This is a genomic window from Verminephrobacter aporrectodeae subsp. tuberculatae At4 (genome assembly GCF_000193225.1).
Taxonomy (GTDB): domain Bacteria; phylum Pseudomonadota; class Gammaproteobacteria; order Burkholderiales; family Burkholderiaceae_C; genus Acidovorax; species Acidovorax aporrectodeae.
The window spans coordinates 1-20582 of sequence record NZ_AFAL01000409.1 but is presented as its reverse complement, the minus strand read 5'-3'; the positions used below and the strand labels follow the sequence as shown (position 1 = coordinate 20582).

The following is a 20582-nucleotide window of genomic DNA, read 5'->3' as shown; positions in this document are numbered from 1 at the left end:
CGGCTGGGCGCCCGGCTCGACGCCAGCACGGTGCGCGCCTGGTGCTCCATCAGCGTGCGCCCCCGAACGGCGCCCACCGTGCTGGGCGCGCTGCAGGCCATGGCCGAGGTCGAGGAGGTCTTTGCCGTAAGCGGCGCGTTTGATTACCTGGTGTTCCTGCGCTGCGCGAGCCACGAGCAACTCGACACCCTGCTCGACCGCGTGGGCCAGCTCGACGGCGTGCACCAGACGCAGACAAGCATCGTTCTCAGCCGCAAGATCGACCGCCGCAGCGCGGGGGGCTGAGCGCGTGTGAATTTTCCGTAATTGGCTCAGCCCCCGGCGCAAGCCCATCAACTGGGTATTTCGGCGAACGTGACCGCCAACTTCGGAACCGTGACCGATTCGAACGCTGGGTCCGGGCGGTGTTGACCTGCGGATGCTCAGATGGGCGACCGCCCAAGGAGTTCGTAAAAGTTGCAGAAAGGGCACCCGGAGTGATCATTTCAAAGACTTTTTAAACCCATGGGGATTGTCAGAAGTTTATGAAACGTGTATTTTGATCACTATGAGTGATCAAAATAAGTCAAAGCTAAAACCGCTGCTGGCCGGATTGGGCGATACCGGATTGGTTTCCAGCCGCTGGCTGAAGGCGCACGGGTACTCCAACAGCCTGATCGCGCGCTACGCGGCCAGCGGCTGGCTGGTGTCGCCCGCGCGTGGCGTGTACATGCGCCAGGGCGGGCGACTGCAATGGGAGGGCGTGGTGCGCGCGTTGCAGGTGCGGGAAGCGCTTTCCCTGCACGTGGGCGGCCGGTTCGCACTGGCTTGGCAGGGGCATGAGCACTACCTGCGCCTGGGCGAGGCGGCCGCGGTGACGCTCTACGGGTCGGATCGGTTGCCGGGATGGGCCACCAAGATGCCGCTGGCCGAGCGCCTGCAGGCCTGCGGCAAGAGGCCGTTCGACCTGCCGGTGCTCCATTTCACGCCAGAGGTGCCGGACAAGGCGTTGCTGGAACAAGGCTTGGACAGACGCGAGTCCGGCCCGGGCATGGATGCCGTGGTCTGCTCCACGCCGGAGCGGGCCATGCTGGAACTCTGCGATGGTGTGTTGGACGCGCCGGCGGTCTATGAAGCCGATGCGCTGATGCAGGGCATGGCGACCTTGCGCCCCGAACGGGTCGGCATGCTGCTGCGCCGTTGCGGCAGCGTCAAGGCCAAGCGCCTGTTCCTGGCGCTGGCGCATCGCCACGGGCACGCATGGCTGTCCCATACGCCGCTCGAAGGCGTGGACCTGGGCCGGGGCAAGCGATCCCTGGTGCCGGGTGGGCGCCTGCACCCCACCTATCAGATCACCTTGCCGGGAGACCTGGATGAGCACCTGGGATAAGCGCTACACCGACAGGGTGCAACTGTTGGTCGACATCCTGCCCGTGCTGGCGCGCGAGCCGCGTTTCGCGCTCAAGGGCGGGACGGCGATCAACCTGTTTGAGCATGACCTTCCCAGGCTGTCGGTGGACATCGACCTTGCTTGGCTGCCCGTCCACGACTTCGCCGAGGATGCGGTCCAGATTGCGGCTGCCCTGGAGCAACTGGCGAATCTGCTTCGAGCCCGCCCGATGCAGTTGCAGGTGCAGATCTCGGCGGGCGAGGGAACGCGGACCGTCACGCGCCTGGTCGCCAGCCGAGGTCGTGCCCGCGTGCAGATCGAGACGACGCCGGTGATGCGCGGCACGGTGCATCCGGTGCGCAACATGGTGGTCCGGCCGAGGGTCGAGGAGGCTTTCGGCTTCGCTTGCGCGCAGGTGCTGGACTTTGCCGATCTCTATGCCGGCAAGCTGGCTGCCGCGTTGTCGCGGCAGCATCCTCGCGACCTGTTCGACATCGGCCCGCTGCTCCCCGGGCCCGCGCCGAACGCAACCCACAAGCACCGGAGGGCGCCGGCGCGGAGCGCGCGCGTCAATCAGGGCAGGCCACCGGATGGGTCGTGAACCACTCCCTGGCTTCCTCGTGCAAGACGGCCGCGCCGCGATACGCCCTGATCCGCAGACCGCGCTCGTTGCCCCGGTGATCGAGCGCGCGCATGCAGCGATTGGCGAAGAACTGCCGTTTGAGAATATGGTTCATGGCCCGCGTATGGCCAAAGGGGGCCACCCAATCGAGAATCCACATGCGATCCCCGCTATTCCAATCGGCTTCGGGCATCAGGAGCGGGCTGTTTGCCAGATACCGGCGTTCCGCTTCCAGGTCGAGATTGGCCCATGAGAGATAGAAAACGGGGCGTCCTGCTTCGCTGGCCAGAATGAACTGGCGGCTCTTGATCGCGGGAAGAAGCAGGACCGGCAGGGTATGCAGGGGAAGATTGCGATGGGATGTCGATTGCATCCACAACCAGACGGCGCTTCCCAGTACCGGCGCCTCGCTCCAGGTCTGCGCGATCAGACCGGGGGCGATCAGGGAGAGCGGGGTCTTGTCCATGCGGGCAGTTAAAACGACCAGTTGGCGCTGAACCCGGCAACACTGCCGGAGGTTTTGAAGCCCTTGGGCCGGCTGATGGGCCGGCCGGCAAAAACTTCGTAGGAAAACCCCTTGAGGGCACCGCGCAAACCGATCGCCGCGCCGCTCAAATGTTTGCCAAGCAAAACGCCACTGCTCGGGCCGCGCACCTGGCCATAATCGGCCCCGACATAAAGCTCCTGACCGGATTGCCCGAGGGCCCATCCCAGATCATTGCGCAGCAGCCAACCCCGTTCCGCGAGAAGCTGGTTCTCCCCATCGAAGCCACGCACGGTGTAGCGACTGCCAATGGAAAACCGGTCTTGCGGCACCAGAGGGGTTCTGTTCCATTGCGCACGCCAAGTGCCGGTGTAGCGCAAACGCTGGTTTCCCGGACTGAAGGACGCGTTGAACTGTGCGTCTGCCGTGATGATTTTGGGGCGCGAAGTGCCCTCACCAAAGGCCTCCTCATGCGCCGGCAAGGAATTCCAGGCGCCCGTGCCCCGGCGGTAATTGAGATTCGCATCGAGCGTGGCGGAACCGATGAACTCGCGGTGCGCAACGCCGACGTCCACCCCCGCCGTGCGACGGCGTTGCACCTCGACCTCGGTATCGTCGATGAAATTCTTCGACGCGCGGGTCCAGCCCTTCAAGGACAGCGTGGTCTTGCGCACCGCGTCGCGGTAGATCAGACGGGAGAGCTTGCCCTCGCCGTTCTGGCTGGTCCCGCTGTAGACATAGGTCTGGGTGGCCCCCGGAACCGACTGGTGGTAGCGGTTTTGGCTTGCCGTGAACCCGAGCAACCAATAGCCAAAAGGCAGGGAGTAATGCACGGTATGGCCCCGCGTGCCCCGTGCGCCCGGATCGCCCCCGCCCAGATCGTGGCTGCGGCTGATATAGAACAGGTCGTTCAGCGTCCACCAGTGGTCGTAGGAGACGGTGACGCTGCCCTGGTATTTCCCGCTGGCCCGGCTCCCGGAATCGTCCGCCGAGAGGCTGACTCGAAAAGGAAAGCCCTGCCTCCACTGGATGATCAAATCACTCTGACCCGGCTCGGCATCCGGCCCCTCGGCGGGAACGATCTGGATATCGCTTTCAGCGCCAGGAACCCGCTTGAAGTTCTCCAGGGCCTGCTCGATGTCGCGCAAGTTGAGCAGATCGCCAGGCCGGGCGGGAACGGCGTTCCACTGCGTCGCGCGGCCATCGGTTTCGGGCGCAAACCGGATGTGGCGAATCCGTCCCGGAAACAGGGTCAGCTCCAGCCGGCCTTCGGCCAAATGGCTCTGCGGGCCCGCGAGGACACGCGCGGCAACAAAACCACGCGCGATGATGGCGTTCTGGATGCGCCGCATCACCAGATTCACACCGCGCGTACCCAAGCAACGGTCCGTCGCCGGATCGGGGCTGCCATCGGCCAGCTGGTTTGCATGGGAAATCGCCCACTGAAACGAGTCCGCACTGTCCCCAATCAAGGTGATGCCCTTGATGTGGACGCAGTCCGTTTCGCTGTCGGGCAAGCGCTCCAGCCCCTGGGGCGCCTCCGGTTGGGGCAGGCGCGCATCCGGGGTGCGCTCCTGCTGCTCGCGCAATACACGCTCACGCTCTTGCTGGCGCAAAAGCGCATCCGCGGCGGACTGGGCCGGAGTCGGCTGCGCAAAAGCAGGGAGTGCCGTAGCGGCCAGCAGCGCCGTTGCGCAGGCGAGCGTTGAACCCAGCAATGCGGATAAATACCTGGCTTCCTGTGGGGCAGCCGGGATGTTTTTTGATTTTGGTTTGATCAAGTGAAGGTCCTTTCAAGTTTCGGGTCGATTGCGGACGGTTTTTCCACGGTTGTCATTTGTGCAAAAACGTCTGCTTTCTGTCATGCCATCAGATATTTGGAAATTTGATCAACTTACTGAAATCTGTTTTCCAAACATCAAGCTCAAACAGATTGCCATCTTGTCTGTATTTAATGAAATTATCACATTCACTCCATCTTCGTCAGAAAACTGATGCTCACCAATCTGACATCCAAGCGTCCTATCCTCTGTTTCTCCCTGTCTTGGAAAAAGGCGCAAGCTCCCCATGCCACCATCATTCATGGGTTGTACCAGCAATCCGTGCTTCCAGTCGTCATTAAAGCTTGCTGGCGATTTTTTTATCAGGAACTCAATGATCCTGAGCTCCTCATCGGTTGGGATTCTGAATTCCCCCATGTATCTTGCTTATTGTGATATTTACTTTAAAATTCACCCTAGTACCGTTATTTACATGATGCGGCGGACCACGAAGGCATTCAAAAAAATTAATACTCAGTTCTCTGAAATTCAAATGATAAGCGCGAACCTTCGGTCGTTTTTCGATGATCTGATGTTGGTCGTCGAAATCATATTTCATTAATAGTCAATGCTTTTCCCTTGAACTCAACAAACTGAATTTTTGAGTTCGCACTACTTGCTCATGGAAATATCCAGCAAGGACTTGTCGTTCAAAAACTGCTGGATTTCAATAGATGCTTCACACACCTTGTGCTCAATCTCGACGAATTTCATTGCATTAAATTAAATATTTGGCAATTTTTCAGGCCTTAGCCAAAGTGACACAAATTCCTTGTCATCATCTATAATCGCGATGCAGTTATTTATAAACTCAACTACACTGCCTTTCCCCTCGGGATTTCCGATACATACCCAACCTGTTCGAATGTTAACATAAACAGGAAAGTCATCTTTGCTCACGCAGTAAGAAAAACCAGGCTCAAGGTCATCCAATACCTTTAATATTCCTTTTTGACACGGAGGCGCTTCATGATTGGATTTTATCCATTCGTTGTAACCACTAAACCCCCAAAGCTGAACTATTTTATTATCATTGTCAACTACCGTAAGATTTATCTTATTCAAAACAATGTCAAAATTTATTTCTTTGATAGATGGTTCAGTATCAAAAGAACATTCTTCGATGTTGTACTTCAAAGATTTTTTATCCAAAGTACTGGTGTATTCCACAAGAAATTTCATGCTCATTTTTTAAAGTTAAAATGGTAAACAACGCCTGTATTGGGATTGATGCCCAATTCCCAAGTTCCCTGAGAGCCTCTAAATGTTCCCGGTACTTTCCAATTCATTCCATCTTTGAAAGTCGCGTCAGGAATACCTTTGCCTGTTGACATTATTCCTTGAATAGTCAAGGGGGAGTTCATGTAAGGCCTTGCAAGTCGCCCGGCGTTCTCTCCATGCTTTACAAATTCAGTCAAATGTTTCTTGGCGGATTCGGTAAAAGAATATTTCTCGTTCCCCAGAAAATTCCCGATACCAACATGCGTATTATCGGTCAAAACGGATCCCGAGGGGGTAGATGAAGCCAAAGTACTAGATGGTTTGACTTCTTCAAGCACGTTATCCAGCTTCTTCCCAATCGCGGCTGCGGTTTTTTCCGCAGTCTCCACGGCGCCCGTCGCAGTCTTCGCGGCGGTCCCTGCTCCCATAATCGCCGTCGTGGTTCGGATAAACAGAATGGCCTTCCGGGCAGCCGCTGTGTCCGTCCCGTAGATCGCATTGATCTTGCTCGACAGTTCCTGGGTCAGGCCAGCGGCCCCCTCGCCAATGGCTGTTCCTGTTTCCTTGAAATTGTCCACCACGCTCTGGGGCAGGTTCTTCACGGTCTCCCAAACCGCGTCCGCCACCAAGCCCGGGTTGTCCCTGACTTTTGCCGCAAGGTCTGCGGCGCTGTTCTTGATGTCAATGCCCGAGTCCTTGAACTCCTTGAGCAGTCCATCGGTCAGGCTGCGGCTGATGCCGCTTTGGGCAAACTGCTTGTAGAAGTCCGGGTTGGCCGTGTCGGCGAACATTTCGGGCCGCAGCAGCTGCTGGCCGTTGGTCGTAAACAGCCTTTGCTGTTCACCCAGGTCATTGGTAAAGGTCTGTTTGCTGCTTGCCAGAAATTCCTGGGCGGCTGCGTCGTTGCCGTCGGTGGACTGGCTGCGCCACAGATAGTCCACGTCCTTGAGCGCTTGCTGCGTCAGCCGCTCCATGGCTTGTTGTTCGCTGATGCCTTCTTTTTTGGCAAAGTCTTTGGCCCGGCTCTTGAGCCACTGCTCTTCGCTGGGATGCAACTGCCGATTATTCAAATCGGTGTTGAATGCCGCCGCAGCGCCCGCGCCGCCGCCTGCGGCCGTGCCAATGGCCGCGGCGGCCACGGCGCCCAGGACCTGCTTGACGGGGGCCGGCACGTCCATGTTGTCGATGGCCTTGCCGATTTCGGCCATGGCGGTCGCACTGGCTGCCGCGCCTGCTGCGCCCTGCAGTCCGCCCCCGAGCGCCCCGGCTGCGGTGTGCAATATGACGCGGTATTCGCCGCCTTCGTCCCATTTCTTGGCTTCGGCGTCGTTGCCCTGGCTGCGCAGTTCTCTGGCCTTGTTGCCCGCGTAGTGTCCCACCTGTTTGGCGGCATTGGCTCCAAACGCCGCAGTAATCTGGCTCTGCGCCTGCACGTCGGCAATCAACTGGTTGCCGTCGCGCGCCCGGGTCAGGGCTGCGCTGGTGTTCTTGTCCGTGGATGCGTCGCGGTTCAGCGTTGCGACGGTTTCTGCTGCGGTTTTGCCCGTCAGGTCCTGCTGTTTGGCGTTGTCGGTAATCGTGACGGCCGCTTGGCTGATTCCGGACTGCGTGGTGCTGCTCTGGCTGCCCTTGTCCGAGCCCATGCCGGCGCTGCCGCCACCGCTGGAGGAAATGCCAATGCTGAAGCCGCTCGCATCGTGGTTGTCGCGGTTCTGGATGTCGCTCTGCGTGAGTGTGGCGGTATTCAGGCTGTTTCTTCCGTCTTGCGCGGCCCGGTCCGTGCTGGTGATGACGGCGCCCTTGAGGTCCGTATTGCCTTTGACGTTGATCTGGAATCCGCCGTCGCCGGCCTTGATTCCCGATTGCTCGGTCACGCTGGCAAAATCGCCCTTGGCGTTGCTCTTGCTGATATTCAGGCTGCCGCCCACCTTGCCGACGCCGACGGAGATGCTCCCACCGACGCTTTGCTGTGTGCTGGCAAATTGGCTGGTGTCTTGCAGGCTTTCGATTTTCAGATTGCCGCCCACGTCGGCGATGACCTGCTTGCCGCTTGCGACCGCGCCTTGGAGGGTCGTATCTCCGCCCGAGCGGATGCTGAGTTGATTGCCGGCGTCCACATGGGTGTTGGTCCACGTCACGTCGTTGCCGTCGGCCTTGCCGCGGCCGCGGCTGGCGCTGGCCGTGACCAGAAAGCCATCGGTGCCAAACGACACCCCGATGCTGGCGCTGGAGTTCTTGTTCGTGCCGTGTTGTTCGGTCGTGTTTTTTGCGGCCAGCAGGTTGACCTTGTTGTCGGCGCTGAGCTGGATATTGTTTCCCGCCCGGGCGGTGCTGCCCTGGATCGTGAGGTTGCTGTCCTGTCCGGCGCCGCTGGCGACCATGCTGATGTTGCCGCCCGCGGCCACGGTCGATCCTGCGGCCCGGTTGCTGGTTTGCGTGCTATTGCTCTGGCTGCTGGAGGAGCCGATGCTGATGCTCAGGTTGATTCCTCCGGCTTCGCCGGGGTTGGCCTGCACGGCGTCCATGGCGTTTTTGGCGCTGAGCGCCGTGCTGGCCAGTGCGAGTGCCTGCATGCGCGAGTCGCTCGTCTTGCTCGCCGCAGACTTCATTTGCTCTGCTGTCTGGATGGCGTTGGTCACGGGGTTGCTGAGCGCAATCGTCAGGCCGCTTTGCCTGAATTGGGTCTCCGTCTGGTCGCGGCTGGTTTCGCGCGCTTCCAGCACCTCGATGCGTTTGGCGTCGATCGCAATATTGCCTTGGGGCGCGAGCACGTCGCTGCCCGTTTGGGTGTAGCTCTGGCCTGCGCGAATGATGACGTCGCCCTGCGTGCTGCCCACCGTCGAGGCGGCTGCGGTCGTGGAAACCCCTTTCTTGTCGGTGCTTTGCTGCTGCGTGCCGATCGTGACGCTCAGGCCGCCGCCGCTGAAGATGCCGGATTTTTTCTCGTCCTTGAACTGGCTTTCCTGCGTGGTATTGGTCGCTGCCTGGATGCGGACATTGTTTTTTGCGACAAGCGTGGTCCCGTTGTCGCTGACGGCGTTGCTGCCCGTGAGGGTGATGTCCCGGTCGGCGAGGATGGTCGTGGTTTTTCCGGAGAAGGTCGTCGCCTGCGCGGTGGTCTGATCCAGCGTGTCGCGCCGGGTCGTGGTCTTGCTGGAGAAAATGCTGCTGCGGCTCCTGGACTGGCGCGCGTCGTCGATTTGGGCCCGGGCCTGGCCCGCGGAGAGGTTCACGTCGTTGCCCGCGACGGCGGTCAGCGCGCCGTGCGTGCTCGTGACGTCGGCGGCCCTGGCGTTGAGGTCGTTGCCCGCTTGCAGGCGCACGTTTCCCTGGGCCTGGATTTGCGTGCCCACTTCGCTCTGGCGCGCATCGCTGCGCTGGGTCGTGTGGTTCCAGACGATGTGGTCGCTCTGGCCCTGCGTGACCGTGCCGAGGTTGACGTTGTTTTTTGCGGTAATGCGGGTATCGCCGCTGCCCTGGTTCTGGATCGCCGCGGCAATCAGATTCGCGTTGCGTCCGGCGCTGGCCAACAGGGTTCCTGCGCTGCCCGTGACGTACAGCCCGGCGACGCGATCGACGTGGGTTCGGCTGCCTTGCGCGTTGTGCTGCGTGCGGGTCTTGGATTCGACGTTGATGTCGCGCCCGGCCGTGGCCACCAGGCTGTCGCTGGCGGTAATGCTGCCCCCGATGGTGTTCAGGTCGGTGCGCGCAGCAAGGTGTGCGTCCTGGCCGAGAATGCGTCCGCCGAGGTTGTCGATGTTTTCGGCGCTCAGGGAAACCACCTGCCGCCCCGCAATGGTTCCGCTATTGAGCAGATTGCCTGTCAGATCGAGCTGGACGTTATTGCCCGCAATCAGGGCGCCGCCGGCTTGCAAATCGCCGCTTTGCACCTGCGCATAGAGTTGGGGCACCAGCGCTTTGGCCGTGCTGCCGTCGGCCAGGGTAATGTCTTTTTCTACCAGCCAGACAATGTCGCTGGTTAGCTGCGCCATTTGTGCGGCGGAGAGCGCGACGCCGGGGACGAGGTGATGCGCCTTGGCAAAGCTCACGCCGCTGTTCATCAGGGCCCGGTACTGCGCTTCGTCGTTTTCGTATCCGGCGAGAAAGCGCCGGCCCGTGAGCTGCGCGACCTGCTCGCGGATCAGTTTCTGCTCGTAGAAGCCGTCGCCCAAACGCTTCTGGACCCGCGCCGGATCGATGGACAGGGCGCTCAGCAGGTAGTCTGAACCCAGCCAGTTTTGGTAGTTGGCAAAGGCCGGGTCGGTTTCCACCAGGTAATGCGCTGCGGAATTGGGCGTGAGCGCAAACAGGCTGTTGTTCGGCACCGTGGTGTTTATGCCCCCGGTGCGCACCACGGTGGCCGGGCCGCTGGCGTTGCTGCGCGCGGCGGGCACCACCTCCGTGATCGGCGTGAGGCGCTGGGCCCCCTGCGTGGAGCCGCTGGCCTTGCCCACCGCGTCCGGCGTTTGGTCCACGGCATCGGTGGACAGGCGCGCAATCTCGGGGCCCGTGCCGGCGCTGGAATCGGCGTTTTCGCGGTAGACCACGGATTCCAGGGAGACCTCCTCAACCGTGTCTGCGGGCTTGTAGTCCGCGACGAGGCTTTTGCTCTTGTCGCGTCCCTTATGGCGCTCCCGCGAGTAAGTGGTCACGGTGCCGATCTCCGTGATGACGCGCTCGCCTTTGGCGTCCGTGTTGTTCAGCTTGCCGATGGCGCCGGTGATGCTGCCGCCGGCAATGATCTGGCTCTTGTCGTTGTGGACGGTGTCCGCCGTGATCTGCATGGCGCCGCCGGAGATGATTTTTCCGGGGTCCGTTTTATCGATATGGGGTTCCCGGATGCGGCGCGTGTAGTTGTACGCGAGCCAGATTTCATATCCATTGTCCGGGGTGCGCAGATGATCGGATTCGTCGTGGAAGATCTCGACACCCGGCGTGCCCGCGGCGTAGCGCTTGGTCGGGCCTGCGGGTTTGCAGTCCTGGTCCCCCCATTCCGTGGGGGCGATGCAAGTGCCTTGGTACTCAAGAATGTTTTTTCCGAGGTCTTGATGGTGGTGTGGAAGTCCTGGTTGGTGTTGCTGACGGTCTTGGCGCTGATGTGCGCGCTGCCTATGGCCTCGATGGTGGCGCTCGCGTTGTTCAGCGCCGTGGCCTGCCCGGTGGCGCGGTCGCTGGCGTCGAGGCTGCCGCCGATGGCCAGATCCGCGCCGCTGAACAGGATGGCGTGTTCGCGGTTGTTGATGGTGTCCGCGCCCACGTCGAGCCGATTGCGCGCGGCAATGACCGCTGCCTTGCCGTCCTCGGCGGTATTCGTCACCGTGGTCGCGCCCAGGGCGACGTGGTCCCCATAGATTTTTCCGGTGCCCAGGTTGTTCAGGGTCTGGGCTTTGAGCACCGTTTCCCTGGCGTTGATGCTGCCCCGGTTGTCCAACGCACCGGTGGCTCGCAGTTCGACCCGGTTCGCGGAAATGCTGCCGCCCGCCTGGTTGTCCATGTCTGCGGCCCTGACATCGAGCGTGTTCCCGGCCGTCAGCGTGCCCTGGTTCGTGAACGTGGCGCCGACTTCCACGCGGGCGTTGCCATTGGCCACGATCCTGCCGGCGTTCACGTGGCTTTGGCTCAGCTGGATGTGCAAATCACCCAGGCTCATGGCCTCCCCGTCGCCAGAGAGGCTGGCGCTGTGGACGCTGAGTTGCCGATCGGCAATCAGCGTCCCCCCGGTATTCGTGATCGCCAGCGCCTTGGTGGCCCCGGTGTCCTGGAGGGTCAGGGTATTCCTTGCGCTGATCAGCCCTTGCGCGTTGTTCAGGCTTGCGCTGCTGGTCAGGGTCACGTCGTTGCTCGAGCGGATTGCGCCTGCGGTGTTGTCGATGTGGGCGGCGCGCAGGACCAGGTCCTTGCCTTCCAGACCCTGGTTGTCCCCGCGGGTGTTGGCGTTGCGCAAGCTTTCCGCGTCGATGCGCAGTTGCTGACCGGAGCGCAGCAGGCTGCCGGTGTTGTCCAGGCTGCCGCGCAGGCGAAGGTCGATATCGCCTACGGCCTGGACCTGCCCGCCTTGGTTGTCCAGGGAGTCGGCGTGGATCGCCGCGGCTGCGCTGCTGACGATTTTGCCGGCCTGCGTATTCGTGAGCGCCGCGCCGTCGATGCGCAGCGCGGCCTTGCTTCCGATATAGCCCGCCTGGTTGTCGAGGTCGCCCGTGCGCAGATGCACGCTGCTTTGGCCCACGATGCCGCCGCTGCTCCCCGATTGGGTGTTGCGCAGCGTCTGGCCGTGGGTATCGACTGTCAATGCGGATGCGCCCTGGATCAGACCGCCGTCGTTCGTCAGGGCCCCGCTCCGAACGGCCAGCGTGTCGGTCTCCTGCGTGCCCGTTGCGATCAACTTGCCGCGCGTGTTGTCGAAGCTCTGGTTCTGGCTGTTGGCGCTCAGGGTCTTTCCCGAGATCACGCCATCGGTGTTGGTGATTCCCGATGCGGAAATCGTCGTTGCCTGCGCGGCTTCGATGCGCCCTTCCCGGTTGTTCAGCGCGCCGCCCTGGACCGTGAGTTCGACCCCGCCCTGGACGGAGCCGATGGTGCCCGCCTGGTTGTTGATTTGATTCGCGCTCAGGCTGAGCTGGTCCGTGGCTGCGATCGTGCCGCGGGTGTTCTCGATGGCCTGCGTGGCACGCACGGTCAGCGCTTGCCCGGCGCTGATTTTGCCCTCGGTGTTGTCGATGCTCTGCGCCGCAATCGCCGCGTTGCCGCTGCTGGAAATGCTGCCCGCGTTGCCGTTGTCGATCCCGGCGCTGGCCGTGATCGTGAGGTGCGCGTCCTCAGACCCCGCCGTCTGTATGCTGCCGCCCTGGTTCTTCAGCGCACCGACGGTCAGCGTGGTCGCGCCATGGCTGGAGATCGTGCCCCCGGTGTTATCCAGTTGCTGGCTCGCGGCAATGTGGGCCGCATCGCTGCCGGTATGCGTCATGCGGCCGCCCCGGTGCGAGAGCCGGGTGCTGCGGATATTCAGTTGCCGGGCGGTTGTCGTGGCCCGATCGAGCACCGCGGAAGGGGCCGTCAGATCCAGGGCGCCATGGCTGGAGATCGTGCCCTGGGCACCACGCAGCGCAGTGGCCCCGATCGCCAGCGTGCCCGTGCCCGCGTGCTCGATCCGGCCCTGCGTATTCGTCAGCGTGTTGGCGCGGATGTTTATGTTGCTGCTGTTGCTCGCTAAGCGACCTCGGGTGTTGTCCAGGTTTCCCGGTAAATCGAGCGCCATGTCGGCCTGGCCCGTTTGGGCGATCTGGCCGTCCACGTTCGAGAGGTCGTGGGCCCGCGCATGGATTTGCTCGGCCGAGACCTGGGCCCCATCGGTGCGCAGCGTCTGGTGCGCGTTCGCGCTCAGTGTTTGGCTGACCACGACCGTGGCGTTGGCGAAATGGATGTCCCCCTGGCTGGCTGTCGCTGAGAGATTGCGCGCACTGGTTTGGCTGCCCGACAGATCGATGGCTCCTGCGCTCAGGCGCTGATCGCCGCCGCTCAGGTTTTGTCCATGCGCTGCGATGGACTGGCTGGCGTTCGCGCTGAGCGTGCCGGTTGTGCCCAGACTGCCGTCGGTGCGCACGCCCGCGCCCAGCACGGAGCCGCTGTGGCTGGTGATTTGGCTCCGCGCACCGGTCGCATTCAGCGTGGTGTCGCCCTGCGCGGCGAGAACGCCCCGGTTGTCGATGTCTGCGCGGGTGGTGATTTCGGCGTTGCCCCGGGCGTGGATGGTGCCCGTGTTCTGCACGCCCTGCTGCGTGTCGATCCGGGTCTGCGCGCTGCTGGTGATCTGCCCCGCGTTCTGCAACTGGCCGTCGGCGCTGATGAGCACGTCCCCCGCGCTGGCGTAGAGCTTGCCCGCGTTGCGCACGCCAACGCCCGCCTCGGTTGCCAATAAAGTGATTTTTTCGGCGTACATCCCGCCGAGCTGCGCGCTGTCCATGGCAAACCCCGGGGCCGTGCCCGTGCCCGTGCCGGCCATGGTCTGGCCCACGCTGGAGTCGCCGGTGCCTGGATCCACGCGGACCTGGTTGGCGCCCGCGAGCACCTTCAACTCCTTGGCCCAAATGCCCGCATGGGCCTGCACGGCCCGGGCGATCAGGTCGGTGTAATCGGTGCTCTTGGCGTCCATGCCATGGCCCGTGACCGTCACCGTGCCACGCTGCACGCGAAACCCCTCCAGGTTGCCGCCGTTCATGAGCGGCGTGCCTGTGGTGACCGTGGCGCGCTGCGCGTTGATGAAGCCACAGCCGTCGCAGCCCACCCCCGAGGGATTCGCAATCACGACCTGCGCGCGCTGCCCGGCGACCTCCACGTAGCCGCGCAGCAGGCTCGGGTTGCTGGAATGGACTTCATTCAGGATCACGCGCGCGCTGCCCTTGGCCATCCAGGGGTTTCCCTGAACCCAACCGCCGAGTTGGGTTTGCACGTTGGTCCGGCTGTTGTTCAGGATCGCCCCCTGCGGCTGCACGTCGAATTGGCTGTAGGTATTGCGCGAAACCCCCGCGGCGCTGGGCGTTTGGACATTCACCAGCGGCACCGTGTTGGGCGCGGACAGGACCGTCGCGCGTTGATTTCCGGGGGCATTCGGGTCCGCAATGATTTGCGCCCGGGCCACGGGGGCCATGACCAGCCCGAGCAAACCCCAGACCAGGAAGGTCAGCGGTTTGATCGTTGCAAGCAAGGCGTGCGGCTTGCCGTGCGATGCGTGCCCGGGGGCCGGCGCTTCGCCACCTGCCCCGCCATGGCCCCGCGCCGTTTCGGCGACGGCCATCAGGATGCCGCGCGCTTGGTTGAAGATGATGCGATGGCGGTGTTGGTTCATGGATTACTCTTTGCGCACAGGGGTCTGAGAGAGGGTGATTCCCGGGAACGCTTGGCGATGCGGTGGCATCACCACGCCTGTGGCAATCAGCCACACGCTGTGCGGTGACACCCGGGGTCTGGTGCGCTGGCCCGGCTCGCCGGCCGGTGTTCTTGCGCTTGGCTTGCAGTAATAGTCGCCAATTGTACGTTACTCAAGTAACGAATGAGCGGGATCTGGGTGCGATTTGAACTCGGAAAAACCCTTGGTGTTGCGCTGGCCGCAACCGGGTGGAGATCCGCCATGCGCACGGGGCCCGCGGAATCGTCCCCTGTGCCAATGGACTCCGGCGTGCGGGGGGGGGGTGGGGCGGCTACGCGGTTTGGCGCAATGACTGCTGCTCGGGCGCGACCGTGACCATTCCTGCTTTGGAAGCAAAAATATTCACGTCCTCGCGCTTGATTGCGGCGGCCATGAGCCCCGGGAAATGCGCGGGCGTGCAGGCGAAGCAGGGAGCGCCGATGGCGGCCAGTTTGGCGGCAAGCGCCTGGTCGTAGGTTGGCTTGCCCTCGTCCGAAAGCGCCAGCAGGACGATGAGTTGCACGCCCGACGCCAGCAGTTCCATGGCGCGGGCGATCAGCTTGGCGCTCACCTCGCTATCGTAGAGGTCCGAGATGAGCACCATGATCGCGTTGCGCGGATCGCGGATGTGGCCCTGTGCGTAGCCCACGGCCCCTTCGATGGCGGTGCCGCCACCCAACTGGACGCCAAAGAGGAGGTCAACGGGGTCTTCGAGTGCATCGGTCATGTCCACGACGTGCGTGTCGAACAGGACCAGGCGGGTCATGAGCACCGGCATGGACGCCATGACCGCGCCGAAGATCGAGCTGTAGACGATGGAGTGGGCCATCGATCCGCTTTGGTCTATGACCAGATGCACTTCGCGCTGCGGTCTGCGCATCTTGCGGCCGAAGCCGATGAGGCGTTCCGGGACGATGCTGCGGTACGCCGCTTGGTAGTGGCGCAGGTTGGCGCGAATCGTCCGGTTCCAGTCGATTTCGGCAAACCGGGGCCGGTTGTTGCGCACGCTGCGGTTGATGCCCCCGGAAACCGCCATCCGCATTGGCGCTGCGAGCTTTTGCATGAGTTCGTCGACGACCTTGCGCACCACGATCCGCGCAGTGTGTTTGGTCTCCTCGGGGATGACCCCGCTGAGCGCCATGATGTCCGCCACGAGATGAACGTCCGGCACAACGTGTCCGAGCATTTCAGGTTGGACAAGCAGTTCGCGCAGGTTCAAGCGCTCCATGGCGTCGTGTTGCATCACCTGCACGACCGCCGAGGGGAAGTACTTGCGAATGTCGCCCAGCCAGCGGGCGACAGCGGTCCTGCGGCGACCCTTGCCAAAAGCTGCTTGTCCGTCAGGCTCGTACAGCGTGGCAAGGGCCTTGTCGATTTCGTCGAACGAGCCGTCGGGCTTGCCGCAGCTTTCCTCGGCCTCGGTTCCGAGAATGAGGCGCCAGCGTTGCAGGCGCCCGGCCGTGTCGGCGCGCAGCGGGTCGTCGTTGTCCATGGGCTCGTTCATGCGGTGATTCCGAAGATTTTGGCCAGGACGGGCAGGGCCTGCGCGGCCCGCTCCTCGTTCCAGAAAAGCCTTGCACGGGGGAGGGCGGGCGCGCTGACTTCGCGCGCGGCAAGCTGGCCCAGGCTGCTGCGCGCGGTCTTGTCAAAGGCCGAGAAAGTGCGCCGGACGAGGGGAAGAATGCTGATGAAAGGCTCTGGCGCAAGCGTCGCGACCCAGTCATCGACCAGGCTCCAGAGCGCCGTGTCGTGCAGCAGGACCAGGGCGTTGCGGTTGAGGAATCCATCGAGCCAGTTGCTCGCCCGCAAGGGGTCGTTGGCCGGCGAAAGATTCCGTGCGAGCTGCTGCGCCACCTGCGCGCCGTCGAAGACCTGCGCGTCGAACAGCAGGCGGCAGGACATGCCGCGCAAAAGGGCGTCGGCCGTTTCGGTGCGCGCCACGCAACCGAGCGCGCGGGACCAGTCTGCCCACAGCTGCGCGTCCTGGCGCATGCCGATCGCCGCGTGCGCAGCCAGAATGTGCTCGCGCAGCGCCTGCGCGAGGTCCTGCGCGATGCCGCTGCAGGCGGCCAGGAGACCGACTCCGGCGCGCACGATGATGCCGTCGAGAACCCGTGCGACGACGGCGGTATCGAGCTTGCGCACGCTGCCATAGCGGTGGATGTTCGCCAGAGGAGCGATCGCGGCGAGAAGCTGACCCACGTCCCCCGTGAGCGACGCGCGATTCTCCAGGGCCGAGGTCACCGGTCCGACGGCCGACTTCAGATCCGCGAGCAAGACCTTGTCGATGGCCTGGGCAAGTTCCGTGAGCTCCTCGGTGCTGCGGCACGCGTCGACGAGCTTGGCGCTTGCGGCCACTTCGAGGTTCGCGCCCCAGCGGCTGGCCTCGATGAGCGCGACGGAGAACCCCGGCGCCCACTCCAGTTCCCAGACTTCCTTGAAGGTTCCGCGCGTGCTTCCTGCGCCCTTGGGCGTCCCCCAGTCCACGCCGAGGATGCGCAGGCGGTGCAGCAACTGGCTGCGGGCCAGGTCGGTCTCGTTGCGCAGATCGAGTTCGTGGATCTTGGCGAGCGCTTGCGGCCGCAGGCGCAGCCGTTTTTGCGATTGTTCGCAGTCCTGTTGCAGCGGGACCATGGGGACGGTGTCCGGAACACGCCCGATGCGCTCGCCGACGATCAGCTGCGTCCCGATCAGCTGCATGGGCGCGGTGTTGCCCATGCAGATGACGCTCACGATGGCTTCGTTGATCTCTTCCAGGCCCGGCGCCCGCCGGCCACGCAGCGTGCCGAGCGTATCCGCCAGGCGCGCGGCTTCGATGATGTGCGCCGACGAGCAGTCGATGTCCTTGCTGCGCAGCAGGGCGGCGACGTGCGCGAGCCACGCGACCGAGCGCGGGCTGAGCGCGGGGTCGTGCGACCACAGGTGCTCGTACCAGCCGGGCGCATGGACGCCCGCCCCATAGCCGCTGGTGCGGCTCAGGTGCGGGTAAGTCCAGGGCACCCAGGTGGCGCTCGTCTTGGTCGCAGGCAGCCCCTTGAGCAGCGCGGCATCCGCCTTTGCCGGGGGATGCGCCTCCAGGGCCGGCAGGTGCCATGCCCCGCAGACCACGGCGATGCGGCCGAACCCGTCCTTCAGGGCTTGGCGCATGGTCTGGCGCATATGCGCTTCGCGCAGCGTCTCGTGCCGGGTGTCGTCTGCGCTGCGGTGCAGGCCATCGGGCAACTGCTCGCGCAGGGCGCGCATGGCTTCTGCGATGGCCAGGAAGAGGTCCTGCCCCTCGCCGCGTTCCTCGACCAGGTGATTCCACCAGGCCTCGCCGTCGGCGTGGCCCGCGGCTTGGGCGAGGCAGTCCAGGGGATCGTTCGACCAAGGCTGCTGATCGGTGGCGTCGGTGTTGATGTCGGCATCGGCATCGGCATTGGATGCATCGGCCGCAGGCGCGCAGGGCTCGGGCAGCGCCTGGTCGGGGTCCGGCTGCGCGTCTGCCGCGGGCTCGATCTGCGCAGCCGCTTCGGGGCGCAGGGCCAGGATGTTCGCCGCTGGCAGATCCATGAACCGGGCCGGGACGGCGTGCGCGAGCGCCCAACGCAGGGCCTGCCATTCGGGCGAGAACTCGGCGAGCGGATAGAACAAGGAGTTGGCCGTGTCGTCCCTCGCGTGCACGAGCAGGGCGACGGGCGGCTCCATCTGCGCGTGCGCGATGTACCCGAGCATGTCGTTCGCCTCGGGCGGGCCTTCGACGAGGATGCAGTCGGGCGCGAGCGCGTCGAGCGTGCGCACGAGCGTGCGCGCGCACCCCGGTCCGTGGTGCCGGATGCCGAAGATGTGGAATGGGGATGCGGGTCCGGTCATGGTGCCGACTGCGTCGCCCTTCAGACGCGCTCGCGCAGCGCGCGATACAGATCGGCCCAGCCCGAACGCTCCTTGACGATCGTGTCCAGGTACTCGCCGAAGACCACGGCGTCCTGGACCGGGTCCTGAACGATGGCGCCGATCATTGCGCTGGCGATGTCGTCGGCGCGCAATTCGCCGTCGCCGAAGTGCGCCGCCAGGGACATGCCATTCGTGAGCACGGAGATGGCCTCCGCCGAGGAAAGCGTTCCGGAAGGCGTCTTTACCTTGGATCGGCCATCTTCGGTGTGGCCATTGCGTAGCTCGCGAAAGATCTGGACCACCCGGCGGATCTCCTTGAGCGCGGGCACCTCTGCGGGGAGTTCGAGCGCGCGACCCATTTCGGTGACGCGCTGGACGACGATCCGGACCTCCTCGTCTTCGCTTGCCGGCACGGGCAGGATCACGGTGTTGAAGCGCCGCTTCAGGGCGCTCGACAGCTCGTTCACGCCCTTGTCGCGGTTGTTTGCCGTGGCGATCACCGAGAAGCCGCGCACCGCCTGGACTTCGGAGTTCAGCTCCGCAACCGGCATGGTTTTTTCTGACAAGACCGTGATCAGCGTGTCCTGCACGTCGGCAGGAATGCGCGTCAGCTCCTCGATGCGGCAGATCGCCCCGTCCCGCATGGCGTTCATCAGGGGGCTGGGGACAAGCGCCGCATCGCTGGGCCCTTGGGACAGCAACAGCGCGTAGTTCCAGCCGTAGCGGATTTGCTCCTCGCTGGTTCCGGCCGTGCCCTGGATGAGGCGTGTCGAGTCGCCACAGATGGCGGCGGCCAAGTGCTCGGAGACGATCGACTTGGCGGTTCCGGGAACGCCGTACAGCAGCAGCGCGCGGTCGGTGGTCAGCGTGGAAACCGCGATTTCCATGAGGCGCCGCTGGCCGATGTACTTGGGCGTGACGGCGAAACCATTTTGCAGTTTGCCGCCGACCAGGTAGGTCACCACGGCCCAGGGCGACATCTTCCAGTTCTGCGGGCGCTGATGCGTGTCTTGCGCGATCAGTTCTTCGATCTCCTGGGCGAAGACCTGTTCGGCGTGGTGGCGGAGAAGTTGGCTCATGGTGCTGTGTGCTCGGGTGGGGTCGAATCGGGTGCAGTGGCGATCCACGCGGGGAACGCCAAGCGGATCTGGATGTTGGTCTGGGTCTGCCGCAGGGCCTTCTGTATCGACGCGCCAGCCCCCTCGGGGACAGGCAGGTTCTGCAGCGGGCCGAGCGCGCCGGGGTCGAGGACACAGACGATTTCGGGCAGGGTGTGGGGCAAAATTAAATGCGTGTACCAGGCGTTTTTCTCCTGCGCGTATTCGCCGAGGAGGCCGGCCACGAGGGCCTTCGACAGCGCGGCAGAGACGCTCTGACCCGTGGGGCAGTCCAGCACACTCTGGGCAACGCTTATCGCGCCGTCCGATGCCAGTTGGCGCAGCCAGGCCGCATCCTGTTCGGAAGCGGAAATCCGCTGCATGAGCATGTCTCTGGCGCGCCGCTGGTCTTGCTCGCGCGCGTGCCGCAACAGCGCCTGGGGCCAGCCCGGGGCGTCCATGACCTCGAGGGCCTGGAGCCACCCTCCGATGAGCGAATCGGCCCAGAGGCCCTGCGCGGCCCAACGGACCAGCTTGTCCGGCGGCAAACCGGTGTGCTCGCACCACCACGCGGGCCGCGTCGATGCGACCAGCTGCAGCAGCCACCAGGCGCGTTCGCCGAGTGGCTGTCCGGCGGGCTTTTCCGACAGCAGGCCGTCGGACTTCCAACCCTCCTCAAACCGTTCGGGCGGATCGATTTCCCACGATCCTCCGAAAAGCCCTTTCTTTTTCTTCAGCAATGTTGCCAGGCGGAACTGCATCCGCTGCGCGAAAGCACTCTGCGGCAGGGATGCGAGCAGGCCGACCACGACGCGCCGGGGTTCGTGTTTGCGATCCGACAGGAGCTTTTGGAGATCGGGCTCGTCGCGCAGCGAGAGATTCACGCGCAGGGTGCCGAGCAGGACTGCCCGCTCGCCGGGTGGCTGCTGTTTGATTCCGTCCAACAGGCGCGCGCGCGCCGCGTCGGGAGCGCACTGGCGTTGGCGCTGCAGAACGTCGGTGCGCTGTTGGAGCGAGCCGAAGTTCCATTTCGCTGCGTCGTCCCCGTCCGCAGCCGACCTGGCGTAGGACCAGGAGGCGTCCTGCAGCGCGAGCCAGCGGCCGCGCGCGCCCAGAACGCGCGTCACTGCATCGCGCAGCGCCGCAGTCTTGGCCCCCAGGTCCAGTGCCTGGCGCAGCAGGGGCGTCGGGATG

The 20582-nt window shown here is 63.7% G+C and carries 11 protein-coding genes and 2 pseudogenes; 3 read left to right on the top strand and 10 right to left on the bottom strand.

What is annotated here, in order from left to right; translation table 11 throughout:
• From VTU_RS0112005 to VTU_RS27020, 3 genes and pseudogenes are all read left to right on the top strand, one after another.
• A partial coding sequence (locus tag VTU_RS0112005; protein WP_010104514.1) for an Lrp/AsnC family transcriptional regulator occupies positions 1-285 on the top strand: 285 nt, incomplete at its 5' end.
• Between the two features lie 262 nt (positions 286-547).
• Positions 548-1369: a type IV toxin-antitoxin system AbiEi family antitoxin domain-containing protein gene (locus tag VTU_RS0112000; RefSeq protein ID WP_029554336.1), complete on the top strand. Its 822-nt coding sequence runs from the start codon at positions 548-550 to the stop codon at positions 1367-1369.
• Positions 1353-1877 (top strand): annotated as a pseudogene (locus VTU_RS27020) (nucleotidyl transferase AbiEii/AbiGii toxin family protein); the annotation flags it as partial. The gene VTU_RS0112000 and the pseudogene VTU_RS27020, both read left to right, overlap by 17 nt.
• Positions 1878-1938: 61 nt before the next feature.
• On the opposite strand, the gene VTU_RS0111990 reads toward VTU_RS27020, so the two are convergent.
• The 10 genes and pseudogenes from VTU_RS0111990 to VTU_RS33590 form a co-directional block, all read right to left on the bottom strand.
• Complete coding sequence (locus VTU_RS0111990; protein ID WP_010104511.1) at positions 1939-2457, bottom strand: toxin-activating lysine-acyltransferase; 519 nt, start codon at positions 2455-2457, stop codon at positions 1939-1941.
• Between the two features lie 8 nt (positions 2458-2465).
• A complete protein-coding gene (locus VTU_RS0111985) occupies positions 2466-4190 on the bottom strand; it encodes a ShlB/FhaC/HecB family hemolysin secretion/activation protein (RefSeq protein ID WP_029554335.1) in 1725 nt (574 codons plus the stop codon).
• 154 nt (positions 4191-4344) lie between these two features.
• Positions 4345-4673 (bottom strand): annotated as a pseudogene (locus VTU_RS35865) (DUF6984 family protein).
• Positions 4674-5018: 345 nt separating this feature from the next.
• Entirely contained in the window at positions 5019-5477 is a 459-nt protein-coding gene (locus VTU_RS32750) for a hypothetical protein (RefSeq protein ID WP_138927870.1), read from the bottom strand.
• 2 nt (positions 5478-5479) lie between these two features.
• Entirely contained in the window at positions 5480-10300 is a 4821-nt protein-coding gene (locus VTU_RS30725; protein ID WP_050809497.1) for a hemagglutinin repeat-containing protein, read from the bottom strand.
• Positions 10216-14358: a two-partner secretion domain-containing protein gene (locus VTU_RS32260; protein ID WP_050809496.1), complete on the bottom strand. Its 4143-nt coding sequence runs from the start codon at positions 14356-14358 to the stop codon at positions 10216-10218. The genes VTU_RS30725 and VTU_RS32260 overlap by 85 nt, the downstream gene beginning before the upstream one ends.
• A gap of 352 nt (positions 14359-14710) precedes the next feature.
• Positions 14711-15922, bottom strand: a complete 1212-nt coding sequence (locus VTU_RS0111960) for a VWA domain-containing protein (RefSeq protein ID WP_010104503.1) — start codon at positions 15920-15922, stop codon at positions 14711-14713.
• On the bottom strand, positions 15919-18270 hold the full coding sequence (locus tag VTU_RS0111955) for a DUF5682 family protein (RefSeq protein ID WP_010104502.1): 2352 nt from the start codon (positions 18268-18270) through the stop codon (positions 15919-15921). The genes VTU_RS0111960 and VTU_RS0111955 overlap by 4 nt, the downstream gene beginning before the upstream one ends.
• 20 nt (positions 18271-18290) lie before the next feature.
• The gene (locus VTU_RS0111950; RefSeq protein ID WP_010104501.1) at positions 18291-19370 is read right to left on the bottom strand and encodes an ATP-binding protein; all 1080 of its coding nucleotides are present in this window, start codon (positions 19368-19370) and stop codon (positions 18291-18293) included.
• A partial coding sequence (locus VTU_RS33590; protein ID WP_010104500.1) for a DUF5691 domain-containing protein occupies positions 19367-20582 on the bottom strand: 1216 nt, incomplete at its 5' end. The genes VTU_RS0111950 and VTU_RS33590, both read right to left, overlap by 4 nt.